This is a genomic window from Collinsella aerofaciens, from assembly GCF_040926405.1.
GTDB lineage: Bacteria > Actinomycetota > Coriobacteriia > Coriobacteriales > Coriobacteriaceae > Collinsella.
This window is the reverse complement of the sequence record NZ_JBCOIG010000007.1, coordinates 51,016-62,684: the sequence shown is the minus strand read 5'-3', so window position 1 is coordinate 62,684 and position 11,669 is coordinate 51,016. Positions and strand designations below refer to the sequence as shown.

At 62.0% G+C, this 11,669-nt stretch carries 13 protein-coding genes and 1 tRNA gene; 8 read left to right on the top strand and 6 right to left on the bottom strand.

Annotation, left to right across the window (positions count from 1 at the left end; translation table 11 throughout):
* Positions 1-566 (bottom strand): PHP domain-containing protein (locus AB5758_RS04245; RefSeq protein ID WP_368155397.1); only part of this gene is annotated, 566 nt, incomplete at its 3' end.
* A gap of 301 nt (positions 567-867) precedes the next feature.
* Between AB5758_RS04245 and larC2 the strand changes: the two genes are divergently transcribed.
* From larC2 to AB5758_RS04215, 6 genes are all read left to right on the top strand, one after another.
* Positions 868-1,353 carry a nickel pincer cofactor biosynthesis protein LarC2 gene (gene larC2, locus AB5758_RS04240; protein ID WP_368155395.1) on the top strand — a complete coding sequence of 162 codons (486 nt, stop codon included), beginning with the start codon at positions 868-870 and terminating at the stop codon, positions 1,351-1,353.
* A 55-nt stretch (positions 1,354-1,408) separates the two neighbouring features.
* Positions 1,409-1,957 carry a phosphodiesterase gene (gene yfcE, locus AB5758_RS04235; protein ID WP_035137720.1) on the top strand — a complete coding sequence of 183 codons (549 nt, stop codon included), beginning with the start codon at positions 1,409-1,411 and terminating at the stop codon, positions 1,955-1,957.
* A 2-nt stretch (positions 1,958-1,959) separates the two neighbouring features.
* A complete protein-coding gene (mazG, locus tag AB5758_RS04230; RefSeq protein WP_368141326.1) occupies positions 1,960-2,820 on the top strand; it encodes a nucleoside triphosphate pyrophosphohydrolase in 861 nt (286 codons plus the stop codon).
* Positions 2,821-3,009: 189 nt separating this feature from the next.
* A complete protein-coding gene (eno, locus tag AB5758_RS04225) occupies positions 3,010-4,299 on the top strand; it encodes a phosphopyruvate hydratase (RefSeq protein ID WP_238022940.1) in 1,290 nt (429 codons plus the stop codon).
* A gap of 196 nt (positions 4,300-4,495) precedes the next feature.
* Complete coding sequence (locus AB5758_RS04220; protein WP_238022939.1) at positions 4,496-5,257, top strand: FtsB family cell division protein; 762 nt, start codon at positions 4,496-4,498, stop codon at positions 5,255-5,257.
* Between the two features lie 20 nt (positions 5,258-5,277).
* Positions 5,278-6,282: a Ppx/GppA phosphatase family protein gene (locus AB5758_RS04215; RefSeq protein ID WP_368141325.1), complete on the top strand. Its 1,005-nt coding sequence runs from the start codon at positions 5,278-5,280 to the stop codon at positions 6,280-6,282.
* 114 nt (positions 6,283-6,396) lie between these two features.
* Here AB5758_RS04215 and AB5758_RS04210 read toward each other — a convergent pair whose 3' ends face one another.
* From AB5758_RS04210 to AB5758_RS04200, 3 genes are all read right to left on the bottom strand, one after another.
* Positions 6,397-7,683, bottom strand: a complete 1,287-nt coding sequence (locus AB5758_RS04210; RefSeq protein ID WP_497197808.1) for an ATP-binding protein — start codon at positions 7,681-7,683, stop codon at positions 6,397-6,399.
* Between the two features lie 274 nt (positions 7,684-7,957).
* A tRNA-Leu gene (locus AB5758_RS04205) sits at positions 7,958-8,042 on the bottom strand.
* 31 nt (positions 8,043-8,073) lie between these two features.
* A complete protein-coding gene (locus AB5758_RS04200) occupies positions 8,074-8,697 on the bottom strand; it encodes a hypothetical protein (protein ID WP_006235902.1) in 624 nt (207 codons plus the stop codon).
* 163 nt (positions 8,698-8,860) lie between these two features.
* Here AB5758_RS04200 and AB5758_RS04195 point away from each other — a divergent pair, with 163 nt between their 5' ends.
* Positions 8,861-9,148 (top strand): PTS sugar transporter subunit IIB, encoded by a 288-nt coding sequence (locus AB5758_RS04195; RefSeq protein WP_006235903.1) that lies wholly within the window; start codon positions 8,861-8,863, stop codon positions 9,146-9,148.
* An 11-nt stretch (positions 9,149-9,159) separates the two neighbouring features.
* Positions 9,160-9,534: a VOC family protein gene (locus AB5758_RS04190; protein ID WP_055310391.1), complete on the top strand. Its 375-nt coding sequence runs from the start codon at positions 9,160-9,162 to the stop codon at positions 9,532-9,534.
* A 75-nt stretch (positions 9,535-9,609) separates the two neighbouring features.
* On the opposite strand, the gene AB5758_RS04185 is transcribed toward AB5758_RS04190, so the two are convergent.
* Positions 9,610-10,905: a sensor histidine kinase gene (locus tag AB5758_RS04185; protein WP_368152519.1), complete on the bottom strand. Its 1,296-nt coding sequence runs from the start codon at positions 10,903-10,905 to the stop codon at positions 9,610-9,612.
* On the bottom strand, positions 10,889-11,659 hold the full coding sequence (locus AB5758_RS04180; RefSeq protein WP_196022769.1) for a response regulator transcription factor: 771 nt from the start codon (positions 11,657-11,659) through the stop codon (positions 10,889-10,891). The genes AB5758_RS04185 and AB5758_RS04180 overlap by 17 nt, the downstream gene beginning before the upstream one ends.
* Between the last annotated feature and the right edge of the window lie 10 nt (positions 11,660-11,669).

Sequence of the window (11,669 nt, the reverse complement as noted above, 5' to 3'; positions counted from 1 at the left end):
GCCATTACGTCAAAGTTGAGTGAGCTTTCGCAAGCGCGGCACCAGTCGTCGACGTAGCGCTCCCACACGCCGTGTACCCCCAGGTTTTCCCAAACATGCAGGTTGGTGTCATCATCGATCCAGCCGCAAAGGGAATCGGGTGTATCGGGGCGAGCGACGTTTTCCGTTCCCGCCGTACCCGCGGCACCGGCCATGATATCGCCTGGGTTGCCAATCCAATGCACGCTGCCCAGGCGTACGACGGCGTCCTGGGACCAGCGCTCAACCAAAGGCTCGCAGCCCTCGTACCAATCGCATTCAAAGCCATAGATAAGCTCGAGCTCCGGCGCGATTTGCGCGGCAAGCTTGCGAGCATCCTCAAAAGCCAGACGATGTGCCGGCAGGTCGCTCTCAGTAACCTGCACTTCGCAGTTGGCATCCATGCTGGCGGGCAGTGTGAGATGGTCGGCCGAGACCATGACGCGGCAGCCGGCCGCAGCAGCGGCGCGAACGTTGTCTTCAAACGAGGCATGGCCGTCCGAGAACGAGGTGTGGGTATGGCAATCGACCAGCGGGCAGGCAGACATGGCGACTCCTTTGCATTTGGCGAATCCGCTCCATTGTAATGGTGTAGCTTTTAACACGCCGGGCACGCCGGAGCTCGAAATCGATTGGAAAGGCTGTGCGGTGCGCGGTGCGGCCTCGCTTGCGCTCTCAAAACATGTACATCAGCCTCCAAAAGCTGCAAAAAATGACATGTTTGGAGGCTGATGTACATGTTTGGATAGGGGCGAGGGCGGCGACGGACGAAAGTCATGCCTGTGCCACGTCCGATGTGCTAGCGTTTGGATGAACAAAACGAGCCCGCGCGGAAAGGATTCGGACCGTATGCAATGCGATAGCACATCCCCGCTGTCCCGCGAGACCGATGCACCCGAAACCATCGTCAAGCTGGAATGCGACATCGACGACGCGTCGCCCGAGGTGCTCGCCTACGCTGCCGACCGCCTGCGCGAGGCGGGTGCGCGCGAGGTGCATTGGCTGCCCCTCTATTGCAAGAAAGGCCGTCCCAGTTGGCAGCTGCAGGTAATCTGTGCTCACGAGGATATCGAGCGCCTGCAGACGATTATCTTTTTGGAAACCACGACCAACGGCATTCGTCGCCAGGTCATGGAGCGCGTTTGCCTGCCACGCCGCTTTGAGCGCGTAACGACGCCATGGGGCGAGGTGTCCGTCAAGGTGGCCACCCTGCCCGACGGCAGCGAGCGCGCGGCGCCCGAGTACGAGGATTGCGCCCGTCTTGCCCGCGAACATGGCGTGCCGCTCCAACGCGTGATGCAGGCGGCGCAAGCTGCGGCGCTCCGATTTGAGTAACGCGGCCGGTGACACGCCGCGCCCAGCCCAATTAACCCCACCCGAAAGGACCCTCATGAAATACCTCATCGCCTCCGACATCCATGGCTCGGCATACTGGGCCGAGCGCCTCGTCGCTGCCATCGAGCGCGAGAACCCCGATCGCATCGTCCTGCTGGGCGACCTGCTCTATCACGGTCCGCGCAACGACCTGCCGCGCGATTACGCTCCCAAGCGCGTAATCCCGCTGCTCAACGCCCTGGCCGACCGCATCATCGCGGTGCGCGGCAACTGCGATGCCGAGGTCGACCAGATGGTCCTCGACTTTCCCGTCATGGCCGACTACGCCACGCTGTTTGACGAAACCGGCCGCGAGCTGTTCCTGACGCACGGCCACGTCTTTGGCGCCGGCATGCACAACAGCGTCGACCACGCGCCCGCGCTGCCCGAGGGCTCCGCGCTCGTCTACGGTCACACGCACATCAAGGTCAACGAGGAAAGCGCCGCGCACCCGGGCCTGTGGCTCTTCAACCCCGGTAGCGTGAGCATTCCCAAGGACGGCACGCACAGCTACGGCATCTACGAGGACGGCGCGTTCCGCCACGTGATCCTGGAGGAGGACTAACCATGGCGCAGCACATGGCTCAGCAAAATGCCGAGGGCTCGCGCGATCTGTCCACGCTGGTCGACGCGTCGGCCGAGCTACAACATCTGGTGCAGACCGTCTGGCGCTTGCGTCAGCCCGACGGCTGCCCGTGGGACCGCGAGCAGACGCACCGCAGCATTGGCAAAAACATGATCGAGGAGGCCTACGAGGCGCTCGACTGCATCGAGGGCGACGATGCCGCGCATCTGCGCGAGGAGCTGGGCGACGTGCTCATGCAGGTGGTGTTGCATGCGCAGATCGCGGCGGACGCCGGCGAGTTCACGCTGGCCGACGTGGCGCGCGATATCGACGCCAAGCTCATTCGCCGCCATCCGCACGTGTTTGGCGATGCGGATGCCGAGAGCTCCGACGAGGTACTCAAGATTTGGGACGAGGTCAAGCTTGCCGAGAAAGCCGCCAAGGACAAGGCCGTGGCGGCGCCCGAGGCCGCGCCCGAGGGCCTGCTCGACGGCGTGCCCACGCATCTGCCGGCGCTGATGCAGGCTCAGAAGGTGTCGCGCAAGGCGGCTGCCGTGGGCTTTGAGTGGGAGACGGTCCAGGACGTGTGGGATGAGGTCGCCGAGGAGCGTGCCGAGTTTGAGGCCGAGGCTCCCGGTTCACCCGAGCGCGAGATGGAGTTTGGCGACCTGCTCTTTGCCCTGGTCAACGTTGCGCGCAAGGAGGGCATTGACGCCGAGAGCGCCCTTCGTGCCAGCACGGCAAAGTTCCGCCGCCGCTGGGCCGCGATGGAGCAGATGGCGGCCGATGCCCACGTGGATCTTGCCGAGCTTTCGACCCATGGCCTCAACGACCTGTGGGACGCAGCAAAGGCGGAGGAGTAAGACTGCGGGAACGACGGGCTGACACGCCTTATCGTTCCCGCTAAATTTTTCGAAAATCAAGTGTATCCCTCGGCTAACTTAGGGCATAATGCAAAAAGTGCGACATGGCTAACTTACGGAGGCGCACCGACGGTGCACGGTCAGCCGGTCGCTTGCATCCACTACGTTTCCAAGTGAGAGGGAGACAACATGAGCGATATTTTGGACGTCTACGGTCGCGAGGTGCTCGACAGCCGCGGCAATCCCACCGTCGAGGTCGAGGTCGTGCTCGAGGACGGCAGCTTTGGCCGCGCAATGGTGCCTTCGGGTGCTTCGACCGGCGCCTTTGAGGCCTGCGAGCTGCGCGATGGCGACAAGGGCCGCTACCTGGGCAAGGGCGTTTCGCAGGCCGTCGAGCACGTCAACAACGAGTGCGCCGATGCCGTCGTGGGCCTCGATGCCTTCGATCAGCGCGCCGTCGATGCCGCGCTGATCGCTGCGGATGGTACCCCCAACAAGACCAAGCTCGGCGCCAACGCCATCCTGGGCGTGTCGCTGGCCGTTGCCCGCGCCGCTGCCGAGTCGGCTGGCCTGTCGCTGTGCCAGTACCTGGGCGGCGTCAACGCTCATCTGCTGCCCACACCTATGATGAACATCCTCAACGGCGGTGTGCATGCCGACAATAACGTCGACTTCCAGGAGTTCATGATCATGCCGGTGGGCGCCCCGAGCTTTGCCGAGGGCCTGCGTTGGTGCGCCGAGGTCTACCATACCCTCAAGGGCGTGCTGCACGAGGCCGGCCTGGGCGGCGGTGTGGGCGACGAGGGCGGCTTTGCCCCCAACCTTAAGACCAATGCCGAGCCGTTCGAGTACATCACCAAGGCCGTTGAGAAGGCTGGCTTTAAGCCCGGCGTCGACTTCATGTACGCCATGGACCCGGCCTCGACCGAGTTCTACAACGCCGAGACCGGCATGTATGAGCTCAAGGGCGAGGGCGTGGAGTACACGAGTGCCCAGATGGTTGATTACTGGGAGAAGCTCGTCGACACCTATCCCATCATTTCTATCGAGGACGGCATGGCCGAGGAAGACTGGGACGGCTGGGTCGAGCTTACCCGCCGCATTGGCAACAAGGTGCAGCTGGTGGGCGACGACCTGTTCGTCACCAACACCGAGCGCCTCAAGAAGGGCATCGAGCTGGGTGCCGCCAACGCGATCCTGGTCAAGGTCAACCAGATCGGCACGCTCACCGAGTCACTCGAGGCCATCGAGACCGCCAAGGAGGCCGGCTACGCTTGCATCGTGAGCCACCGTTCCGGCGAGACCGAGGACTCCACGATCGCCGACCTGGTCGTGGGCGTCAACGCCGGCCAGATCAAGTCGGGCGCACCGTGCCGCAGCGACCGTATCGCCAAGTACAACCAGCTCATCCGCATCGAGGACGAGCTTGAGGGCAGTGCGCGCTACGCCGGCAAGGCCGCGTTCTACAACATTCGCTAGGCACGCGGAGGTCGCGGGGGCGGGGAAGACTCGGATTTGCCTTGCTTCAGCCGGGCGCTGTTGAGCACCATTGGGCGCTGGGCCATATGACTCAGCGCCTTTTTTATGTCGAGCAAAGGCTGTCGAAGGTGGCGCGCGCGCTCGTGCTATAACTAGAATACTAAGCGCAAACAAACCTCAACCGCACAAGGCGCACATGGATCAGATTTACGACAACAGGTACTATTCCGCCGGTTCGCGTGAGCCGTCGCTTCGCCGTGCGCGCACGGTGCAGCTCGGTGGGTCCGCCTACGCCGGTGCCGACCGCTCCGCGCAGCGCCCGACAAGCACCTCGCGCCCCAATGCTCAAGTGAATACTTCGACAGATGGACCAGTACGCCCGACACGTTCGTCGCATCCGTCGCGTCCCTCGGCCCAGACGCACGACAAAGCGAGCAGGCCTTCGAGCCGTCTTTCGGGCTCGGACTTTATGCGCTACGCCAACGACAACGCGGTGGTTAAGGCAATCTATGACTTTACACATGGCTCTCTGCGCCCGCTGTTTATCGGTATCGTGGTGGCGCTGGCGCTCGTGAGCCTGTATTTTCCCGTACGCGACCTGTATGTGGCTAAGCGCTCGAGCGATATCTTGGCCAAGCAGGTCGAGATTCGCGAGCAATATAACGACGAGCTGCAAAAAAGCGTCGACAAGCTGCTCTCGGAGGAGGGCATCAAGGACGCGGCGTCCGAGGACCTGGGCTTGGTGATGCCCGGCGAGAAGAGGATTGAAGTGCAGGGCCTGGACGGCGATTCGGATGCCTCGTCGAGCCAGAAGTCGTCGAACGCCAAGAAGGCCAGCGAAGTTGCCAAGGAAATCGAAGAAGTCGGTAAGGACGCGCCGTGGTACATCCAAGCGCTCGACATGCTGTTTGGGTTTAACGGCGTCGAGGGCCAGACGGTCGTGTCCAACGGCAAATAGCGCCCGGAGGGGAGCCCGCAATGACAAATTGCAAACGCTATAAGGTAGCCGCGATCGACCTGGGAACGGTGTCGTCGCGACTGGTGTTGGCCCAGGTCGAGGGCGGAGCGATTGTGGAATCGTCCAAGCATACCGAGATTACCGACCTGGGCGAGGGCGTGGACGCGACGGGTCGCTTTTGCGAGGCGGCTGTCGAGCGTGTACTCGCTGCGTGCCGTATGTTTGTGGACGAGGCGCGTACCTTTGGCGCCGCGTGCATCTGCACCACGTGCACGAGCGCCGCGCGCGATGCGTCCAACGCCGCCCTGCTGCTGGACGGCCTGCACGAGCTGGGGCTTGAGCCGCAGGTGATTCCGGGTGAGGTCGAGGCACGCCTGACGTTTTTTGGCGTGGCGCACGACTTTGCCGGCGAGCGCATCATTGTTGCCGATTCGGGCGGCGGATCCACGGAGCTCGCGACGGGCGTCTATGCGCCGGAGCGTGGCGTCTTTGCGCTAGAAGGGACGCGCTCGCTGGACATTGGCTGCCGCCGCGTGACGGAGCGGTTTTTCTCGACGATGCCACCCGCACGCGGCGAGCTTGCTGCCGCTGCCGCGTGGGCAGGCGAGCAGTTCGCCGCCTATTTTGAGGGCCTGCCTGTCGACTTTGAGCGCGCCGAGCGCCTCGTCGCGGTGGGCGGTACCGTTACCACGCTCGTGGCGCTGGTCCACGAACTGGAGCCGTACGACTCGAACTTTGTGCACCTGCGCGAGCTTTCGATGGAGCAGATTTCGGCCGCTATCGAGCGCATGTCTGCGTTGGATGTTGCAGGCATTGCCGCGTTGCCGGGCGTGCAGCCCAAGCGCGCGAACGTGATCTTGGCAGGTGCCGTGGTGATTCGCGAGCTCATGCGAGCCGGCGGCTACAAGACGCTCACCGTAAGCGAGAACAGCCTGCTCGCCGGTATGGCCGCAACCATCAACGAGACCCTCGACGGCGCGACCCCCACCATCGGCTGGACCCCAGCCTCAGCGCCCTCTAAATAAGTTGCGGTGAAATACGGACTAAAATCGCCCTTTCGGGCGCCAAACAGTCCCTATTCCACCGCAACTCAACAGCCGGCACCTGGGGACAGTCCTTGCGGGGCGTCCCCACAGCGCCTATGCCAGCTTGTCGATTTGCCCAATCTCCCAAAGCGGAATATTGACGAGCATGCCCTCGTCTCTATATGCCGCCAGGGAGCTCCTCACGCAACGCTCGAGCTTGAATTTTTCGCAGGCTATTTTCAGACTCTTCGCTTTAAGGTTCTCTGCCGCCTTGACCTCAAGCGGAAGCACGGTTCCCGCATGGTCGATGGCAAAGTCGGTTTCGGCATTGCCAGAGGTAGAGGACCAATACGCGGGAGTTTTGTCCTGGAGCAAAAGCTCCTGCGCGACGTATTGTTCGGTCAGCGAACCTTTGAACTCGGTAAAAACAGCGGATCCGTTAAGAACGATGGCCGGAGAGAGACCGGAGAGCGCTCCGAGGATGCCGGTGTCGATGCAGAACAGTTTGAAGCCCGAGAGGTCTTCGTAGCTCGAGAGCGGCGCCTTTAGAGCGGAAACACGTGGCACCTTATGAACGATTCCGTAGTCCGTGAGCCACTGGAGGCTTTCCTCGAAATCGCGTGCGCGCGCTCCGGGGCGAAGGGCGCCATAGACAAACTTCTTGTTCTCTTTGGCAAGCTGGCCGGGAAGGGATTTCCAAACCAACCTCATGCGCTCGATGATGCGGGCGGGTGCATGTTTGCCAAAATCGGATTCGTAAGCCTCGATGATTTGCTGCTGAAGCCTTCGGGCTTCGATGAAGTCGCGTGTCTCGGCGAAAGCGGAGACAACTTCGGGCATACCGCCGACAACAAGGTATTCCTTGAGCAAGTGTTCGAGCTTTTCGGTAACGTTTGCTAGAAGGTTCATGTCTGCGGCAAGGATGGCGTCGGCGAGCGGGTCGCCGTCGACGGCACGAACGAACTCGGCGAACCCCATGGGACGCATGGTGAGCTGGTCGATTTTGCCGACGGGAAATGACTCGTTTTCGCGTCGGAGCGCGAGGCCCATATAGGAACCGGCTGCTACGATGTGGTATTCGGGTGCAAGCTCGTTGAAGTACTTGAGCGAGGTGATCCCGCGCGGGGCCTCTTGGATCTCGTCGAAGATGATGAGCGTGTCTGCTGGCGTTACAGTTTGGCCACGTAGGAGTTCTATCTGGGAGATGATGCGCTTGGGGTCGAGGTCCCCATCGAACAGCGAGCGTGTGCTCGGCTCGAGCATAAAGTCAAAACGAATGACGTTTCGATACTGCTGGCTTGCGAATTCGTTAAGAAGCCAAGTCTTTCCTGTCTGGCGGGCTCCCTTAAGCAAGAGAGGTTTGCGATTCGTCCTTGATTTCCAAGCGATAAGTTCGCTCATAAGCTGTCGCTGCATATTGCCTCCCAACCCTCTCGGTTAGTATAAGGCCATTTGGGTGTTTCCATCGGAAAATGTGCGAGACAACCACGTTTTTCCATCGGAAAATGTGCGAGACAACCACGTTTTTCCATCGGAAAATGTGGTAGGAAACTCATTGGGTGGGCGGAAAAAGTAGTCAAAAAAGCCCCGTCCCAAATGAGCTGCTCTGCAGTTGACGGCGTCCAAAAGAAACGAGCCCGCATCCCTGGGGAACACGGGCTCGCAAGCAATCATATGGTAGGGGCGGTGGGACTCGAACCCACAATCCTTGCGGCGAGAGATTTTAAGTCTCCTGCGTATGCCAATTCCGCCACGCCCCCGTGAGACTAGAAGTCTAGCACAAGCCGTCCGTTACGCGTTGACGGCCATCGAGTGTTGGCCCGACTTCTCCAGGAACTCTTGGAACTTTGCCTCGTCGCCCTTGTTTTGATACTGCAGGGCCAGCAGGTACTCCAGTCGGCAGCGCTTGACCGGGTCGTCGCCGACATCCTCGAGCATGCGCTCCAGCTCGGGAATGTCGTTGTGGCGCTTGAGGATCATCGTGTCGTACATCAGCTGGCATTCGTGTGCGACCGCCTCGGCCTGACCGCCCTCAAAGCCCTTGATCTCGTGCAGAAGCTCCTTGGACTTTTTGCGGTCCTCCTGGCCAACGTAGTAGTTAAAGGCTTTGATCACCAGGTCGACGCGCTGCATCTTGGGGAGGTTGAGTCCCAGCAGCAGGTCGAACATCTCGCTGGCACGCTCGTGGTCCTCGCGCAGCAGATAGGAGTTCAGACGCAGGTAGTCGCGGTTGTAGCGCGGGTACAGCATGCTGGTGAGTTTGCCGTCGAGCAAACGATCGAACTCGTCCCACTGCTTGGCGGCCATCAATTGCTGCAGGCGTTTAAACGTGGTGCGTTTTTTGACGCTAAAGAACACCGACACGGCGATGCAGATGATAACGACGGCGGTCCAGAGGGTGCGGGAATCGGGCATATTAGGGTCCTTAGTCGCTCATAAAGCGAGCGGTATGACAACACGTACTAGATGTATTATACGCAGCGCGCAAGCAAACTGGCATAAAAGCTCATCGAGGCCGAGTGCCATCGCTCGCTGCGGTACACTTACCTAAAGTAAACCATGAAGGGAGACATTACCTATGAAGAAGATCGTTTTGGCTTGCGGTGCTGGCGCTGCTACTTCCACGCTCGTTGCCCAGAAGGTCGCTACCCTGCTCGACGCCAACGGTTATGCCGACAAGTACGAGATCGTGCAGTGCGCCATCTCCGAGGCCAAGGATTACTGCGACGAGGGCGCTGACCTGCTGATCGCCACCACCGTTGCCCCCGAGGGCCTCACCTGCCCGTACGTGAGTGGCGTGCCCTTCATGACCGGCATGAACCGCGTTGCCGCCGAGAAGGCCGTTCTCGACGTCATGGCTCAGTAGGCGCTGACTGCATGAGTGAGCAGAACGCCAACCCGGTAGAGCTCTTTGGTATGCGCGTTGCCCATGTGGGCATTAACGCCACCGACCCGGCAGACGCCCTGGAGATCGCGGAGCTGTTCTCGACGATGATGGGCCTGCCCGTCATCGAGACCCCGGTTTCGTACTTCAACGATTCGCTGGTCGAGATCATGAAGCAGAACGGTCGTGGCACCAAGGGCCACATCGGCTTTGCCGTTAACGACATCGATGCAGCTGAGAAGTGGTTTGCCGAGCGCGGGCTCGAGGTCAACGAAGAGTCGCGCGCGCTGCTGCCCGACGGTGGTACCAAGCTCGTGTACTTTAAGCGCGAGTTCGCCGGTTTCGCCGTGCACCTGTGCCGCGAGTAGCGCACAAGCTGCCATAGCTAGCAAAAAGGGATAGGGCCGCGTGGCCCTATCCCTTTATTTATGCCGAGGGGCTTCCTACCGCGGCAGGCGAATCGTAAAGCGGCTGCCGACGCCCTCGACTGAGGTCACACCGATGACGCCGCCATGGCTATCGACAATCCACTTGGCAATGGCAAGCCCCAGGCCCGAGCCCTGCGCGCCGGCATCGCGCGCGTTGTCGGCGCGGTAGAACCGCTCAAACGCGTGAGCTGCGGATTCCTGGTCCATGCCGATGCCCTCGTCCTCAACACTTATGTCGATCGTGCCCATGCCCGCATCGGGCGTTATGCCAAATGTGACGGTCGTTCCCGCATCCGAGTACTTGGCGGCGTTTTGCACGATCACGCGCAGAGCCTGCTTCACGAGCGCCACGTCGACGGGCGCGTCGCAGCGCGGGTCGCTGGCAAGCGCAGCGTCAGAAGCCAGCCGATACGTGTGCTCGGTATCGATCATCTGCGATTCTTCGCATACCTCGCTGACCAGTGCAGCCAAGTTGGTATGCGCGCGCCGCAGGACCGTGCGCCCGGCATCGCCGCGCGCCAAAAACAGCAGCTGCTCCACAAGCTCTTGCATGTGCTCGCTTTCGGCTTTAAGGGACGCGATGGATTCCGCCAGCACGTCCGGGTCGTCCTTACCCCAGCGGTCGAGCATGTTCACGTAGCCCTGAATCACCGCGATGGGCGTGCGCAGCTCGTGGCTCGCGTCGTTGACAAAGCGCATCTGCTGCAGCTTGGCCTCTTGCATCTGGCGCAGCAGGCGGTTGAGTGCGACCTCGATGCTTGCCAGGTCGGCGTCGCCGGTGGTGACGCTCGGCGAGTCGACGCTTGCGCGCTCGATGGCCTGCTCCAGTGTTTCCATTTTGCCGCCGGCGAGTTGCATGCGGCCGAGTTCGTCCACGCGCAGGGCCAGATCGTTGAGCGGCGCCATGGTGCGGCGCACGCGGCGGGCGCCGCCGAGCATGTTGAGCACGCTGATGACCTGCCAACCCACAACGACAAGGTAGAGAGGCCATAGCGTGACGAGGTCCTGCGCGAGGGGGAAAGTCTTGGTGGTACGCGCGAGCTCGACGGTATAGGTGAGCGTTGTCAGGTCCCAGCCGCGCGCGGGCGTCAGCGTCATGCCGCGAACGGTGGCGCTGGGGATCCATCCTGCGGTAAACGCGCCGTTGGGCAGCGTCTGGTTGTATCCATAGACGAGGATCGCCGCCGCAATCACCACCAGCAACAGATCGAGCCAGACGTAGCTCATCAGGCGGCGCCACATATAGCTCCAGTTGATGGCGCGGGCGATGGAGGTGACGCGCTTGGCCTCGGCGTTACGTGCGGCAGACATAGCCCACCCCGCGCACGGTCTGGATGATGCGGGCACCGCCGGCGTCCTCGATCTTGGCGCGCAGGTGCGCGATGTGCACGTCGACGTTGTTGGTGTCGCCCACGTATTCGTAGCCCAGCGCCTCGTGCGCAATGCGCTCGCGCGTGAGCACGGTGCCGGCATGTGCCATAAGCAGGGCGAGGACGTCGAACTCGCGGGCGGTCAGCACGATGGGCGAGCCGCCGACCGTGACTTCGCGGCGGTCGGGATCGAGCGCGACCGAACCCACGGTGAGCGCGGCGGGGGAGGGCGCGGCTGAGGTCTTGGCCGAGTCTCCAGCCGGGGGTATCGCAGCGGCACCCGTAGCGCCCTCCCCGGCCCCAACGCCGCCAACGCCCGAAGCCGCCCGCACGGCCTCCGAGCGCTTCAGCGCAACGCGGATCCGTGCGAACAACTCCTCAATCGCAAACGGCTTGGTCAGGTAATCGTCGGCGCCGGCATCGAGCCCGGCCACCTTGTCCATCACGGCATCTCGCGCGGTGACCATAATCACCGGCACATCCTTGTGCTTGCGTACGCGCCGCAGGACCTCCATGCCGTTGAGCTGCGGCAACAACACGTCGAGCAGAATCAGATCGTAGTCGCGCTCCAGCGCCAGGTCCACGGCGGTGCGGCCGTCGGCGGCGTGCTCCACCTGGTAGCCCTCGTGCTCCAGCTCGAGCGTCACAAAGCGGGCGATTTTCTCCTCGTCCTCTACGATCAGGATCCGTGCCATGCGTGCCCCC